General features: G+C 63.5%; 12 protein-coding genes. 4 read left to right on the top strand and 8 right to left on the bottom strand.

The window, feature by feature from the left end; translation table 11 throughout:
- Window positions 1–103: 103 nt before the first annotated feature.
- The 5 genes from purH to htpX form a co-directional block, all read right to left on the bottom strand.
- On the bottom strand, window positions 104–1,720 hold the full coding sequence (purH, locus tag NKJ46_RS28380; RefSeq protein ID WP_352669518.1) for a bifunctional phosphoribosylaminoimidazolecarboxamide formyltransferase/IMP cyclohydrolase: 1,617 nt from the start codon (window positions 1,718–1,720) through the stop codon (window positions 104–106).
- Between the two features lie 84 nt (window positions 1,721–1,804).
- Window positions 1,805–3,553: a heparinase II/III family protein gene (locus NKJ46_RS28375; protein ID WP_352669515.1), complete on the bottom strand. Its 1,749-nt coding sequence runs from the start codon at window positions 3,551–3,553 to the stop codon at window positions 1,805–1,807.
- A 146-nt stretch (window positions 3,554–3,699) separates the two neighbouring features.
- Complete coding sequence (locus NKJ46_RS28370) at window positions 3,700–5,046, bottom strand: RsmB/NOP family class I SAM-dependent RNA methyltransferase (protein WP_352669512.1); 1,347 nt, start codon at window positions 5,044–5,046, stop codon at window positions 3,700–3,702.
- Window positions 5,043–5,360 (bottom strand): hypothetical protein, encoded by a 318-nt coding sequence (locus NKJ46_RS28365; RefSeq protein ID WP_352669510.1) that lies wholly within the window; start codon window positions 5,358–5,360, stop codon window positions 5,043–5,045. The genes NKJ46_RS28370 and NKJ46_RS28365 overlap by 4 nt, the downstream gene beginning before the upstream one ends.
- Before the next feature lie 8 nt (window positions 5,361–5,368).
- Window positions 5,369–6,385, bottom strand: a complete 1,017-nt coding sequence (htpX, locus tag NKJ46_RS28360; RefSeq protein ID WP_352669508.1) for a zinc metalloprotease HtpX — start codon at window positions 6,383–6,385, stop codon at window positions 5,369–5,371.
- Between the two features lie 116 nt (window positions 6,386–6,501).
- Between htpX and NKJ46_RS28355 the strand changes: the two genes are divergently transcribed.
- Complete coding sequence (locus NKJ46_RS28355; protein ID WP_352669505.1) at window positions 6,502–6,714, top strand: DUF1674 domain-containing protein; 213 nt, start codon at window positions 6,502–6,504, stop codon at window positions 6,712–6,714.
- An 18-nt stretch (window positions 6,715–6,732) separates the two neighbouring features.
- Here the strand turns inward: NKJ46_RS28355 and NKJ46_RS28350 are convergent, their stop codons facing one another.
- Window positions 6,733–7,404: an HAD-IA family hydrolase gene (locus NKJ46_RS28350; protein WP_352669502.1), complete on the bottom strand. Its 672-nt coding sequence runs from the start codon at window positions 7,402–7,404 to the stop codon at window positions 6,733–6,735.
- Window positions 7,405–7,582: 178 nt separating this feature from the next.
- On the opposite strand from NKJ46_RS28350, the gene NKJ46_RS28345 reads away from it, so the two are divergent.
- The 3 genes from NKJ46_RS28345 to NKJ46_RS28335 all read left to right on the top strand — a co-directional run bounded on the left by NKJ46_RS28345 (window position 7,583) and on the right by NKJ46_RS28335 (window position 11,799).
- Window positions 7,583–8,452: a transglutaminase-like domain-containing protein gene (locus NKJ46_RS28345; protein WP_352669500.1), complete on the top strand. Its 870-nt coding sequence runs from the start codon at window positions 7,583–7,585 to the stop codon at window positions 8,450–8,452.
- A 328-nt stretch (window positions 8,453–8,780) separates the two neighbouring features.
- Complete coding sequence (locus NKJ46_RS28340) at window positions 8,781–10,142, top strand: pilus assembly protein TadG-related protein (RefSeq protein ID WP_352669497.1); 1,362 nt, start codon at window positions 8,781–8,783, stop codon at window positions 10,140–10,142.
- A 388-nt stretch (window positions 10,143–10,530) separates the two neighbouring features.
- Complete coding sequence (locus NKJ46_RS28335) at window positions 10,531–11,799, top strand: class I SAM-dependent methyltransferase (RefSeq protein ID WP_352669495.1); 1,269 nt, start codon at window positions 10,531–10,533, stop codon at window positions 11,797–11,799.
- Here the strand turns inward: NKJ46_RS28335 and NKJ46_RS28330 are convergent, their stop codons facing one another.
- Window positions 11,800–12,543: an MOSC domain-containing protein gene (locus NKJ46_RS28330; protein ID WP_352669492.1), complete on the bottom strand. Its 744-nt coding sequence runs from the start codon at window positions 12,541–12,543 to the stop codon at window positions 11,800–11,802.
- Complete coding sequence (acs, locus tag NKJ46_RS28325; protein ID WP_352669490.1) at window positions 12,543–14,498, bottom strand: acetate--CoA ligase; 1,956 nt, start codon at window positions 14,496–14,498, stop codon at window positions 12,543–12,545. Before acs ends, NKJ46_RS28330 begins: the two co-directional genes overlap by 1 nt.
- Window positions 14,499–14,678 lie beyond the last annotated feature (180 nt).

Genomic DNA, 14,678 nt, shown 5'->3' with positions numbered 1-14,678 from the left:
AAGGTCATGCGCATCGGCCTCGCCGAATTCCACGCCATCAAGTACGGAACCAAACTCAATCTGCAAAATGTGTGAATCCGATAGCAAGGGGAAGGGAGGGAGTTCAATGCCGGAAGTGCCTCACTCCGGTGAAGACCATGGCAATGCCGTGAGCGTCGGCGGCGGCGATGACATCGTCGTCGCGCATCGAGCCGCCGGGCTGGATGACGGCGGTAGCGCCGGCTTCGATTGCCGACAAAAGCCCATCCGCGAACGGGAAGAAGGCATCCGAGGCGACGACCGATCCCTTGGTCAAAGGCTCCGTCAGACCGGCAGCCTCGGCGGCGTCGAGCGCCTTGCGCGCGGCGATGCGCGAGGAATCGACCCGGCTCATCTGGCCGGCGCCGATGCCGACCGTGGCGCCGTCCCTGGCATAGACGATGGCGTTCGACTTGACGTGCTTTGCTACGCGAAAGGCGAATTTCAGATCGGCCAATTCGGCCGGCGTCGGAGCGCGCCTGGTCACCACTTTCAGGTCGAGGTCATCTACCACCCCATTGTCGCGGCCCTGGACCAGCAAGCCGCCAGCAACCGATTTCAAGCCGAGGCCCGCGGCGCGCGGGTCGGGCAGGCCGCCGGTGACCAGCAGGCGTAGATTCTTCTTGGCGGCAATGATGCGGACTGCTTCTTCGGACGCCTCCGGTGCGATGATCACTTCGGTAAAGGTTTTGACGATCTCTTCGGCGGTTCCGGCATCGAGGATGCGGTTCATGGCGACGATTCCGCCGAAGGCCGAGACCGGGTCGCAGGCCAGCGCCTTGGCATAAGCCGCCTGCAGCGAAGCGTCCTCGGCGACGCCGCACGGGTTGGCGTGCTTGATGATGGCAACTGCTGCGGAGCGGGCCGGATCGAATTCGCCGACCAGCTCGAAGGCAGCGTCGGTATCGTTGATGTTGTTGTAGGAAAGCTGCTTGCCCTGAAGCTGGCGCGCCGTGGCGACGCCCGGCCGCCTGTCGCCATTGACATAGAAGCCGGCGCCCTGATGCGGGTTTTCGCCGTAGCGCATCACCGATTGCAGCTTGCCGCCGAAGGCGCGCCATGTCGGATGCTCGATCTCAAGCGCCTCGGCAAACCATCCCGAGATCGCCGCATCGTAGGTGGCGGTGCGGGCAAAGGCCTTGGCTGCCAGCTTCTTGCGGAAATCCAGCGACAACGACCCGAAATTCATCTCCAGCGCGTTGAGCACCGAGGCATAGTCATCGGGGTCGGTGACGATGCCGACATAGGCGTGGTTCTTGGCCGAGGCACGGATCATCGCCGGGCCGCCGATGTCGATGTTCTCGACGATCGCCGCGTAGTCGGCGCCGGAGCGACGCACCTCTTCGAACGGATAAAGATTGGAAATGACGAGATCGATCGGCTCGATGCCATGGTCGCGCATCGCCGCGGCGTGCTCGGGATCGTCGCGCACGCCAAGTAGTGCGCCGTGCACCGACGGGTGCAGCGTCTTGACGCGGCCGTCCATGATCTCGGGAAAGCCGGTGAGCTCGGACACGTCGCGCACCGCCATGCCTGCCTCGGCAAGGGCCCTTGCGGTGCCGCCGGTCGAAACCAGCTCGACGCCGGCCGAAGCCAGCGCCCTGGCGAAATCGATCAGGCCGGTCTTGTCGAAGACGGAGAGCAGCGCGCGACGGATGGGAACAAGGTCGGGCGCGGGAATGTTCTTGGCGGCGACGGCCATGGGCTGGCGGCCTTTCCAGTTCTGGTTGGAGAGCGTCCGCGGGCCGTAGCATATGAGGCCCGGAAATCAAGCCGCAAGGCTTGATCAGTGTCTGCCGTTGCCACCGGCTTCAGCTTTTTCCGGACGGCCGGCGATGATGGTGCGCGTCAATTGCCAGTGGACCTCGGAAATTTCCGAGGCCTTGAAGGCAAGCACGATCTGGCGGCTGCGGCGTGGGCCGCCGAGTCCGGCGAAATAGATCGATTCCTCGACCTCGGGCGCCACTTCGGTAGAGGTAAACACCCAAGTGTCGGCATGGTCGGCGGCCAGCACCAGACGGTCATGCTCATCCTGGAGCAGGTTAATATCGGGATGGACATGGAAACGCACCGTGACGAAATCACGGCCATTGTTGCGGATAGAAGCGCCGCCCGGGCGCAGGAAGCGGTCCCTGCCGGCAAGCACATTGCCTTCGGTCGATAATTTCAGCTCGCGCTCATGCAGAAAGCCGAAGCGCGCCACATAGCCGTCATGGCGGGCGATGAAGCCCTGGCTGCCCTTCTGGTCGGTACGCTTGCAAGGCACATGTTGCGGCCCGCCGATCAAAGGCGTGCCGAGCAGGTCGTTGACGCGCAAGGAATGGTTGAAGCGCGCCGATGAGGTGTCGTTGATGGTGGCGGTCGAGTGGGCGGCGGTGGCGCGGGCAAGCGGCCGGAACTCGGCGGCGCCGTAAGTGTCTATTCCGGCGTTGACGATATAGTGCTGGCGGCCCGACGACAATTCGAAGGCGAGGCATCCGGCGTGAGCGGCATTGGACACGTCGACGGGCGGCGGCGGGCCGGTATCGGCGATCACAGTGGCACCGCCCATCGACAGGCGCTCGTAACCCGAATGCGGCGCGTGCAGCAACGGTGCGCCGGCGGTGTCGTCGTGATGCAGGATGCTGGCGATACGGTCGTGAATAGTGGCGCCCATGCCGTTGAAGCGGGCAAGGCTGCCATCCTGATGGCGAAAGAAGCGCAGTGCCGGCAGCATCCGGTCGATGGCGCCGATCAGGGCGGCCGGCGGCGTCTCGGCCTGATTGGCGTAGGTCTGGCGCAACGGCAGAAGGTCGGCGAGGATTTCAAGCACGGTCATCGGATTGCGCGAGATATGGCCGCCGTCAGGCAGGATCTGGCGGTCGAGCTCCTCGGCGAGATTGCGTGTGGCACCGCGCAGCGCCGAGGCCGGCGCCGGCAGCGACAAAGCGGCAAAGGCCAGCGCAATGCGCGCGCGCAGCCTGTCCTTGCCATCCGGCATCTCGCGCACCATGGCGCGCAGATAGCGGATCTGGACGGCGAGCGACTTCAGGAACCCGCGGTAGAACGGAAATTCGGCGCCCTGCAACACGATCGAGGAATGCTGCAGCCAGGCAATGACACGCTTGGCCGTCGTGCCCGGCTCCCAGGCGACGCCGGAAATATAGCTGCCATGGATTGCAATCCAGTCGGAAACCAACGCCCGCGCGTTGGCGGCGGCGAGCTCGGTACCCGCGGCACGCATATGGCGCAGCCAGCGAAAGCCATGCAGCGTTTTTTGCCAGCCGGGATTGGGCACGTCGATCTGGAAGGGCGATTTGCCACCGGTCTCGACCAGATGCCCCGAAAGCGGATAGCGGCCGTAATAGATCTCGAGCGCGATCTGAGGATCGGCGAGGCGCAGGTCCGGCGGGGCAATCAGGACGCGCTCCGGCGTGCGGCCGGAGTAACGCCAGCGATAGAGTGGCCCGGCGCGCAAGCGCCGGCGCGTCTTGCGCCAGAACTCCCTCGCGACAAGCGTCCACAGACGCGTCGTGTTACCGGCAGCGATTGCCAAAACCCCTCCTGATCGTCCTCACCCAAGCACAAGTTTATATGATTCAAGAACTTGTGCGAAGGCGAATTCCGCGGCAGTGGGGCCGTTCAGCCGGTTTTCCATGCCTCCTCGCCCCAAGAAGCCGGACGGCGCTTCAAGATCGGCCCTTAGCCGGCTCTGCGCATGCGGGCGGCAAAGAAGCCGTCCAGCCCGGAGCGGCCCGGCGAGCCTAACTCCAGATCGGCAGGCGTGGTGCGCAACGTGCCTTGCGGCGTCAGGAACGGGTCGATGCCGGCGATCTCACCCGGCCGAAGTGGGTCATCGACAATCTCCGCATTGCCGGCGAGAAAGTCGCGATGGAGCTCTTCGCCTTCCAGCGGATCGAGCGAACAGTTGGAAAAGACGATGCGACCGCCAGGCTTGACCAGGGTGACGGCGCGGGCAAGCAGCCGGCGTTGCAGGTCGGCCAGTTTTTCGACGTCGGCCGCCGTCTTCGTCCAGGGGACGTCGGGATGCCGCCGCACCGTGCCGGTCGAAGAGCAAGGTGCGTCGAGGAGGACGGCGTCGAAGCGGTCTTTCGGCTCGTATTTGAGCAGATCGGCCTGGACGATCTCGGCGGCCAGACCGAGCCGTTCAAGGTTCTGCGTCAACCGTGCCAGCCGCGTTTTGGACATGTCGAGCGCGGTGACATGGGCGCCGGCGAGGATCAGCTGGGCGGTCTTGCCGCCCGGCGCGGCACAGAGGTCGGCGATTCGCAAACCATTGATGTCGCCGAACAGCCGGGCCGGCAGGCTGGCCGCCGCGTCCTGAACCCACCAGGCGCCTTCCGCGAAACCGGGCAGTTCGGTCACGGAAGCGCTGAGCTTTTCCACCCGCACCGTGCCGGTCGGCAAGACAAAGCCGCCGAGCCGTTCGGCCCACAGCGCCGGGTCCGACTTGACCGAGAAATCGACCGGCGCCTCATGGCGATGGGCGAGCTGTATCTGCCTGGCTTTGTCGAGGCCGTAGACCATTTTCAAACGGTCGGAAAACCATTTTGGCGCCTCGTCGGTTGCGGCAAGTGCGGCCGCGAGCTCGTCCTGCTTGGCCCGCGCCAGCGTGCGCAGCACGCCGTTGACGAGGCCGGAAAAGCGCGCCGTCCGCGGATCGGACTTGGCGTGCGTGACGGCGAGGTCGACGGCAGCGCTGTCGGGAACATCGAGGAACAGGATCTGCGCTGCCGCCACATGCAAGATATGCGAAAGCGCCGTGGCATTGGGCGGCAGCGGCTTTTCCAGGCGGCGGGCCAAAAGGCCTGATATGGTCATGCGGTAGCGCAGGGCGGTGACCAGAATGGCGCGCACCAGGGCGCGGTCGCGCAGGTCGAGCGCCTTGTATTGCGGATGGCCGTTCTCGTGGTCGGTCAGCCCATCGAGCGGCGTTTTCGCGTCAATGACGGCGGTAAGCAGGCGCGCGGCTGCCTTGCGCGCGGGGAGGCCGACAACCTCTGAAACTTGGCTTGGAAGCGGCTTCACAGTGTCGATGTTCGTTTGGCCAGTCCAAAGACGGCGCTGACAAAATCGTCTTTGCTTCCTCGGGGAGAAGTCAGTTGGATGTACTCGTTCTCCACAGTGCTGAGGTAATCCGCGACTTGGCTCGGAGATGCACCATCGCCGACAAGTCGGATGACATGGAGAAGATAGGTATCATATTCGTCGGCAGGCAGCGGGCGGCGGAATCGCGGCTCGCTCGATGGTGCCAGGTTCGCCATCGGTATGCCGATGGGGTTCCAGTGCCTCGCACAGAGATCGCGGATTTCCGCCAGCGAGATCTCGCAATTGCTGTCCATGGCTCCGCTCACGACCAAGGACCCTTGGGTCCGGTCGGATTGCGTCCCCAGGGATTGGGCCTCGGCTTGGCCGGCTCAGCCGGCCTCTCGGGCCGCGCGGCCCTGTCCCACGGGCCCGACGGCTGCTGCCCGGTCCCTTCCGGCGCCGGCCTTGGTGCCTCGGCCGCTTCGGGTGCGCCGGCCATCTCGCTCGCCATCCTCTGCAATGCGGCAATGCGGTTTTCTGTGCTCGGGTGAGTGGAAAACAAACTGTCCATGCGCTCGCCGGAAAGAGGATTGATGATGAAGAGATGGGCGGTTGCCGGATTGCGCTCGGCATCGGGGTTGCGGATGCGTTCGGCGCCCCGCGCGATCTTGTCAAGTGCCGAGGCGAGCCACAGCGGGTGTCCACAGATTTCGGCACCGCGCCGGTCGGCCTCGTATTCGCGGGTGCGGCTCACCGCCATCTGCACGATCATGGCGGCCAGCGGCGCGACGATCATCGCCACCAGCACGCCGACGATGCCAAAGGAATTGTTGTTTTCGCGGTTGCCGCCGAAAAAGAAGGCGAAATTGCCGAGCATCGAAATTGCGCCCGCGAAGGTGGCGACGATCGTCATGGTCAGCGTATCGCGGTGCTGCACATGAGCGAGCTCGTGCGCCATCACCGCCGCGACTTCTTCATGCGACAGCCGCTCGAGCAGGCCGGTGCTGGCGGCGACAGCGGCATTTTGCGGATTGCGGCCGGTGGCGAAGGCATTGGGCTGCGGATTGTCGATGAGATAGGTTCTTGGCATCGGCAGGCCGGCGCGTTGCGCCAGACCCTTCACGATGGCGTAATATTCAGGCGCGTTGCGTTCGTCGACCTCGATCGCACGGTGCATCGACAGCACCATCTTGTCGGCGTTCCAATAGCTGAACAAATTGGTGCCGGCGGCGATCAGCAAGGCAATTATCATGCCGCCGGATCCGCCGACCAGATAGCCGACACCCATGAACAGGGCCGTCATTGCGGCCAATAGCATGGCGGTGCGAAGGGTGTTCATCGTCTGCTCCGTTCTGGCCCAACAAAGGGGTCGATCCTTGTGGGCCCATCGCTATATGATGGGAAACAGCGGTTCCCGTTTCAATCGGGGCCTGTTTCAATCTAGCGGAAGATCGCATGATCGACAAAACCAGCCAAACGCATGCTAACGGCTCGCCGCAAAAGCTGCTGACCCCGGCAGCCAGGCGCGCCTTGGCCGAGGCCGAGGCCCGGCGGGACAAATATCGCGAGCAGGAAGCCACGCTGCCGAGGGAGATCGGCGGGCGCGGCGGCAAGGAGCCCGGCCGCTACGGCGACTGGGAGGTCAAGGGCCTGACCAGCGACTTTTAGCCCAGGCAGGGTGCCAAACTACGCAGGCTGTGCGGTCCGTTCCGCTTCGATGGCTATCCAGCCGCTGGCATCGACGGCGATGCCGATCGCGTCATAGCCGGTGATGGCGGCATGCGGCGTCTCCAACGTATGCCGGTGCGTGGCGCTGATCACCACGACCGCAGCGCCCGCGGCTTCGGCTGCCGCTATGCCGGCCGGTGCGTCCTCGAAGACGAGGCAGTCGCGCACATCGACGCCGAGCCGCTCGGCCGCCAGCCGGAAGCAGTCGGGCGCCGGCTTGCCGCGCGATACGTCCTCCGCCGCAACGATCACGGCGGGAGCCGGAATACCGGCGGCCTGCAGGCGCAGCAGGGCCAGCTCGCGCGGTGCCGAAGTGGCGATCGCCCAGCTTCCGGGCGGCAGCGACGCCAGGAAGGCCGCGGCGCCGGCAATCGGGCGAATGCCCTCGACATCGGCCGCCTCGGCCTGCAAAAGCGATTCGGCTTCACGCGCAGGATCGACGCCCGGGAGCGCCAGCCGGCCGATGGTCTCGATCGCCCGCACGCCGTGGATGGTCGGCAGGAATGCGGCGACGTCAAGACCTTGCCGATGCGCCCAAGCTGCCCAGACCCTTTCCGCCGCGGCAATCGAATTGAGAATCGTGCCGTCCATATCGAACAGGAAGGCGGCGAATTTTCTGCCTGCAAACATCGGTTTTCCCGGGGTCATCTTGGAGGGATTATTTCGAAGTCGCGTGTCGATCGAGCGTAACGTTGCCGCGTCCGTATGGGAAGCCGCGAGGCGTCGTTTTCGACGTTCGCAAGGAACCGCCGCACACTCTCCTGCGTTGACCAGCACTATCTTCCATGACGATCGTAGGGGGACGGCGATGCTGATCAGGCTCGGCTATGAAATTGCCATTGAATGCGCTGCAGCCACGCCGATTGTTTCGCTGCTCGAGATCCATCGGGATCGCCAGGCCGATATCAAGCGGCAGACGCGCGTACTGACGTCGCCGTCGGTCCCGACCAGGGTCTACCACGATCTTTTCGGCAATAGCTGCCGCCGCTTCACGGCGCCAGCCGGAAGCTTTCGCATCCTCTATGACGCGGTGGTCGAGGACAGCGGCGAGCCGGACGAGGTCAACACGCTGGCCAGGGAAGTCCCGGTCGCCGAATTGCCGGACGATGTGCTCGGCTATCTGCTCGGCAGCCGTTACTGCGAGACCGACCATCTCGGCGACCTGGCCTGGCAACTTTTCGGCCAGCTTCCGCCCGGCTGGGCGCGGGTGCAGGCGATCGTCGACTATGTCCATAACCGGCTGTCCTTCGGCTACGGCTATGCGCGCTCGACCCGCACGGCGGCGCAAGCGCATGAGGAGCGCGTCGGCGTCTGCCGCGACTTTGCCCATCTGGCGATCACGCTCTGCCGCTGCATGAATATCCCCGCCCGCTACGTCAACGGCTATCTCGGCGATATCGGCGTGCCCGCCGATCCGGCGCCGATGGATTTCTCGGCGTGGGTGGAAGTGTTCCTCGACGGCAGATGGTACACTTTCGATCCTCGCCACAATGTGCCGAGGATCGGCCGCGTCGTCATCGCGCGCGGCCGCGACGCCACCGACGTGCCGCTGCTCCACAGTTTCGGCCCGCATCGGCTCAGCCTGTTCAAGGTCTGGACGCACGAGCAGGAAGGCAATCTGTTCAAGCCGCCTTATCGTGGCGTCGACAAGACCGTCAGCGCACGGATGCTGGCCTGATCTTCGGACACATTCGAAGTCCGGATTTCCACCTGCCGCCACCGCGGTAGCACTGATCCTGTTCGATACATCTCGTCTGTACCGGATTGGGACGCAGTCCAGCCGTCTCGAATTGCGAGCCCGAATCTTGGTAAGCGCTTTGTGAACAAAGCCGCGCCGACGCGGCTTTCGTTTACCAGCTGTTTACCTTGTCACCGCTCGAAACCGTTTGGAAACAATGGCCTGAGAGGTAGCCGCCTACCTTCCCTCGCCTGGCGGCGCTATCCGGCCGGATTCCTGCAATGCGCGTTCGGACAGCTGCAGGCTGTAGCGAATGGAGGCGGTAGGAATGCGGCGTTTCGGGAGGCTTGTTCAAGCGATCGGCGACTTTGCCGGGGATCGCAGCGGAAATTTCGCGGTGCTGTTTGGGATAATCGGCTCAGTGCTGGCACTGAGTGTCGGCTTTGCCGTCAACATGTCCCAACTCTACAATGTAAAGTCGAGCTTGCAGGGCGTCGTCGATGCAGCGGTCACCTCGACGGCCCGCGACCTGACAACCGGCGTCATCAGCGAGGCCGACGCCAGCAAATCGGTGCAGGCCTTTCTCGATGCCAACAGCACGGCGGGTATCCTGCAGGACGACCAGATCGTCCTCGACAAATTGACCGTCGACCGAACCGCCAACACGGTCCAGGCGGACGTCCATGTCAATGTCAACTACTATTTCCCGCTTTTCGGCACGAGTGGCATGCAACGCGTCCCCGCATCGACGACGGCGCTCTATTCGGACAAGCAGGTCGAAGTCGCGATGATGCTCGACGTGACCGGGTCGATGGCCGGCCAGAAAATCATCGATCTGCGGACGGCCGCAGCGAATGCTGTCGACAGCTTCCTGGGCGGCCAGGACCCCTCCAAGCCACGTGTGCGGGTTGCTATCGTGCCTTATGCCAATTCGGTGAATGCCGGTACAATTGCCGCCAGCAGCGTCTATGTGGAAACCACCGCCAGTCAACGCAAACAGGCGCCCGGCAATGGCGCCGTGCAGTATGTCTCCGGCTTTGTGCGTCCGGACAATTGTGCCACCGAGCGCAAGGGGACCTATCAGTATTCGGATGCGGGCCCCGACGTCAGCATGATCAATCGCGACTACCTGCTGTCATCCTTCGCCTGGCAGACCGGCACGGCTGCCTGCCCTGCCGCCGCGTTGAAACCGCTGACGGCGGACGCCACGGCGCTCAAGAACGTCATCAAGACCTTTGTCGCATCGGGCGGCACTGCCGGCCATATCGGCGTGCAGTGGAGCTGGTACATGCTTTCGGAGAACTGGGGCAGTGTGATGAAAGCCTCGGAACGGCCGGCCAAGATGGATCCAAAGAAGGTTGCCAAGATCGCGATCCTGATGACCGATGGCGAATTCAACCTGTCCTACTTCGATGCGAGCACGGTGAGCGACGTCTACAATGACGCCGGCAAGGAGCCGACTCGCACGGCAGCCAAGACACTTTGCGCTGCCATGCGCGACAAGGGCATCGAGGTCTTCACCATTGGGTTTGACCTAAACGAAACGAATGCCAAGGCGACGCTCCAGGATTGCGCGAGCCCGGACACCGCCAAGATCAAGCACTTTTATCAGGCGGCCAATGGAACGGAACTCAACCAGGCTTTCCAGGATATAGTGCGCAACGTCGAGATGTTGACCGTAACCAAATAGAGGACAAACAGCCCAAAAAGGAAAAGGCCGCCGCTTCTCGCGAAGCCGGCGGCCTTCCGTGTTTCCGTCCATGGCGCGGCTCCTGGCGGCGACCCTGGTCGCCAGCCGCGCATCTCGCGCCTTAACGGGAAGACTGCTTCCCGAAAGTGCGATCCGCTGAGGCCACGTTCTGGAAAACGAAATCACTCGACATCGGATCACCTCCTTTCGATTTGTTGAACACTCGCTCATGATGGGGTGTCACCCGGCAAATGGCAAGGCGCGGCACTCGAAAATCCTGAACAAGCGTGCTTGCGCACTCAGGCAGCTTGCGGCCGGCCGATCGGGCAGGCAAGATCGAGCCGCTATTGTTCCGGGTCACTATTTTGCCGGGTAAGGGAGGACGGGGATGGAGGCAGCCGAGAGAGCGGCCCGGATTGTTCGGACGGTCATCGAGACGCTTAAGCCGGGTTTTGCGGTGAGGCTGTGGACAGGCGAGCGGATCGGCCCGGCTACCGGCCCGGTGCTGACTATCAATGACCAGGACATCGTCTGGCAGATCGTACGCCGCCCTTCTTTATCGACGCTGATCGAGATGTGGATTGCCAAGGCGGTCGACGTCGAAGACGGATCGCTGTTCGATTTCTACGCCTTGCCCACGCACGGCAAGCTCAGGACAAAGCTCAAGACATTGCCGAAGCTGGCGATCCTGCGCGACCTGCCGGCGGTGCTGTTTTCGCGAAAACAGATGACCGCGCGAACCGATCTTTCCGGCCGCAATCCTTACGTCAGCGGTTCGAGCAAGGAGGCGATCCAGCATCACTACGACATTTCCAACGCATTCTACCGGCTCTTCCTCGACGAGCGCATGGTCTATAGCTGCGGCTACTTCAAGGATTTTGCCAACGATATCGATCAGGCGCAGAGAGACAAGCTCGACCATATCTGCCGCAAGCTTCGGCTGAAGCCCGGCGACAGATTGCTCGACATCGGCTGCGGCTGGGGAGCGATGCTCATCCACGCGGTGAAGAATTATGGCGTCGTCGGCCACGGCGTTTCGCTGTCGGAGGCACAGACCGAGCTCGCCCGCGAGCGCATCCGCGCAGAGGGGCTGGAGGACCGCATCACCATCGAGATCAAGTCCTATGCCGAGCTGTCCGGCTCCTTCGACAAGATCTCGTCGATCGGCATGTTCGAGCATCTGGGGCTTGCCAACCATGCGGCCTATTTCTCGAGGATCCATCGCCTGCTCAAGCCCGGCGGCATCTATCTGCACCACGCCATCACCCGGCGCGACAAGGGCAACATAAAGAAGACGCTGCGCAAGGGGCCGGAATTCAAGGCGCTGATCAAATACATTTTTCCGGGCGGCGAACTCGATACGATCGGCATGACGCTCGGCAATCTCGAGGCGCACGGCTTCCTCGTCTACGACGTCGAAAACTTGCGCGAGCACTATGCGCGCACTTGCAGGCTGTGGGCCGAGCGCCTCCACGCACGCTTTGACGAAGCCATCGCCGAGGTCGGCGAAGCCAAGGCGCGGCTCTGGCTACTTTATCTCACCGGCTGCTCGATTACCTTCGAACGTGCATCGGCACAGGTTTTCCAGACCGTCGCCACCAGGCGCGCGCGTGGGCCGAGCGGCCTGCCGCCGACGCGGGCGGATTTGTACCGATAGCTACAGGAGGCGCATCGCGGCGCCGATCTCGACGCGGGCCGGTCGGTCGACGGTGCAGTAGACGCCCATATTATGCGCATTGTGGCGGACCAGGCTGCGCAGGATTGCCGGATCGTGGTCGAAGCCGTCCTGGGCGATGATGGTGAAACCGCAGCGGCGGCATGGTTCGGAGATGGTCAGCAGCAGATCGCCGATCGCCAGCTTGCGGCCGATCCATTCCGTTTCCGGGAACGATCCCTCGACCGCCGCCATGTCGACGACGATGTTGGGGCGGAAGCGGCGCGGGTCGGCCGTGCCCTTTGGATGCAGCACTTTCAAACGCGCCAGTGAGGCGGTGGTCAGTAGATGAATAGGGGCTTTGACGTAGCGTTCCATCAGCAGGGGGCCGGCGTAATCCGGAGCCGCATTTTCCCGGCGGAACGGCCGGATGGAAGCCGCAAAGCCGAGATAGGCGGAAATGGCGCGATCACTTTGCGCGCCAGGTGCCGAAAGCCAGCGTCCGTCCGGGATGGCGACCTCCAGTCTGCCGGCCTGCGACAGCCGGGTGCGGATGCGGGGCACTTTGTGCCATTTCGCTTCGCGGTCGGGCCGTGCGATTTCGTCGGTCAAGGTATCGACAAGGCCAAACAGCCGGTCGCCTTCGACGGTATGCCAGTCCACGGAGATCGCCTCCTGAAACTCGCCGGCGAGCGAGCTCGCGGGATAGCGGCAAAGCGCGGTGACGGCGCCCAATGCGGGTTGCATCAGCCCTTCTTGTTCTGCCGGTTGGCGATCAGGTCGTCGACGACCGCCGGATCGGCCAGCGTCGAGGTGTCGCCGAGCGTGGCAAAATCGTCCTCGGCGATCTTGCGCAGGATGCGCCGCATGATCTTGCCGGAACGCGTCTTCGGCAGGCCGGCCGCGAACTGGATCTTGTCGGGCGAAGCGATGGCGCCGATCTCCTTGCGGACATGGGCGACGAGCTCCTGGCGCAGTTCCTCGCTTGGCGTCTCGCCGGCCATCAGCGTGACATAGCAGTAAATGCCCTGGCCCTTGATATCGTGCGGGTAGCCGACGACGGCGGCCTCCGAGACCTTCTCATGCGAAACCAGCGCCGATTCGACCTCGGCGGTGCCCATGCGGTGGCCGGAGACGTTGATGACGTCGTCGACGCGGCCGGTGATCCAGTAGTAGCCGTCAGCATCGCGGCGGCAGCCGTCGCCGGTGAAGTACCTGCCCCTGTAGGTCGAGAAATAGGTCTGCACGAAGCGGTCGTGATCGCCATAGACGGTGCGCATCTGGCCCGGCCATGAGTCGGCAATACAAAGATTGCCGCTGGCTTCGCCTTCCAGCACCTTGCCGTCGGCATCGACCAGCTGCGGCTTGACGCCAAAGAAGGGCCGCGTCGCCGAACCCGCCTTGAGGTGGGTGGCGCCCGGAACCGGCGTGATCATGATGCCGCCGGTCTCGGTCTGCCACCAGGTGTCGACGATCGGCACCTTGCCGTTGCCGACGACGTTGAAATACCACTCCCAGGCTTCCGGATTGATCGGCTCGCCGACGGTGCCGAGCACGCGCAGCGACTTGCGCGACGTTTTGGTGACATGGGCATCGCCGGCACCCATCAGCGCGCGCAGCGCCGTCGGCGCGGTGTAGAAGATGTTGACCTTGTGCTTGTCGATCACGTCCCAGAACCGCGACTGCGAGGGGTAGTTCGGCACGCCTTCGAACATCAGCGTGGTTGCGCCGTTGGCCAGCGGCCCGTAGACGATGTAGCTGTGGCCGGTGACCCAGCCGACATCGGCGGTGCACCAGTAGATATCGCCGTCATGATAGTCGAAGACATATTGGTGGGTCATCGAGACATAAACGAGATAGCCGGCCGTGGTGTGCAGCACGCCCTTCGGCTTGCCGGTCGAGCCGGATGTGTAGAGGATGAACAGCGGGTCCTCGGCGTTCATCTTCTCGGGCTTGCATTCGGCCTTAACCGTCGCGACCTCGTCATGGTACCAGACGTCGCGCCCGGCGGCCCAGCCGGTCTTGCCGCCGGTGCGGCGTACTACCAAGACCTTTTCGACTTTCGTTCCAGCCTTGGCGGCGATCTCGATCGCCTTGTCGGTGTTGTCCTTCAACGGGATCGACTTGCCGCCGCGCAGGCCTTCGTCGGCGGTGATGACGAAGGTCGACTTGCAGTCGTCGATGCGTCCGGCCAGCGCGTCCGGCGAAAAGCCGCCGAAGACGACCGAATGAATGGCGCCGATGCGCGTGCAGGCGAGCATCGCATAAGCGGCCTCCGGGATCATCGGCATGTAGATGGTGACGCGGTCGCCCTTCTTGACGCCGTGCTTCTTCATCACATTAGCGAGGCGGCAGACATGCGCGTGAAGTTCGTTATAGGTGATCTTCCTATCGTCGTAGGGATTGTCGCCTTCCCAGATGATAGCGGTCTGTTCGCCGCGCTTCTTCAGATGCCGGTCGATGCAGTTCCAGGAAACGTTGGTCTGGCCATCCTCGAACCATTTGATCGAGACCTTGCCGTCGAAGGACGTGTTCTTGACCTTGCTGTACGGCTTGAACCAGTCGATGCGCTTGCCGTGCTTGCCCCAGAACCTGTCCGGGCTCTTGACGCTGTCGGCGTACCATTTCAGGTAGGTGTCATTGTCAATCAGCGCGTTCTTCTTCCACGCCGGCTGGACGCGATGGACATGAACATCGGACATTCTTCGCCTTCCTCCCCAAAACCAAACCGCCGGCTTGACCGCCGGCAGGATCGCAGCGATGCGGCCGCGAATTCGCGCGCATTATTAACAGTTCGGCCGCGACGGCAACATTAGACGTTGGATTCGCGCGGCGGGATGCCGCAGGTGCCTTGCCAGGCGGTGTCAGCACTCTCGTGAGGT

It is taken from the genome of Mesorhizobium sp. M0166 (genome assembly GCF_040322255.1).
Classification (GTDB): Bacteria; Pseudomonadota; Alphaproteobacteria; order Rhizobiales; family Rhizobiaceae; genus Mesorhizobium.
Note: the sequence above shows the minus strand (reverse complement) of the source record. Positions and strands in the feature narration are given on the sequence as shown.

What these genes read in the sequence shown, in the direction of transcription:
- NKJ46_RS28365 (WP_352669510.1), bottom strand. Translation starts at nt 5,360, where the DNA reads ATGGACAGCAATTGCGAGATCTCGCTGGCGGAAATCCGCGATCTCTGT.
- NKJ46_RS28350 (WP_352669502.1), bottom strand. Translation starts at nt 7,404, where the DNA reads ATGTTTGCAGGCAGAAAATTCGCCGCCTTCCTGTTCGATATGGACGGC.
- htpX (WP_352669508.1), bottom strand. Translation starts at nt 6,385, where the DNA reads ATGAACACCCTTCGCACCGCCATGCTATTGGCCGCAATGACGGCCCTG.
- NKJ46_RS28345 (WP_352669500.1), top strand. Translation starts at nt 7,583, where the DNA reads ATGCTGATCAGGCTCGGCTATGAAATTGCCATTGAATGCGCTGCAGCC.
- NKJ46_RS28340 (WP_352669497.1), top strand. Translation starts at nt 8,781, where the DNA reads ATGCGGCGTTTCGGGAGGCTTGTTCAAGCGATCGGCGACTTTGCCGGG.
- purH (WP_352669518.1), bottom strand. Translation starts at nt 1,720, where the DNA reads ATGGCCGTCGCCGCCAAGAACATTCCCGCGCCCGACCTTGTTCCCATC.
- acs (WP_352669490.1), bottom strand. Translation starts at nt 14,498, where the DNA reads ATGTCCGATGTTCATGTCCATCGCGTCCAGCCGGCGTGGAAGAAGAAC.
- NKJ46_RS28355 (WP_352669505.1), top strand. Translation starts at nt 6,502, where the DNA reads ATGATCGACAAAACCAGCCAAACGCATGCTAACGGCTCGCCGCAAAAG.
- NKJ46_RS28335 (WP_352669495.1), top strand. Translation starts at nt 10,531, where the DNA reads ATGGAGGCAGCCGAGAGAGCGGCCCGGATTGTTCGGACGGTCATCGAG.
- NKJ46_RS28330 (WP_352669492.1), bottom strand. Translation starts at nt 12,543, where the DNA reads ATGCAACCCGCATTGGGCGCCGTCACCGCGCTTTGCCGCTATCCCGCG.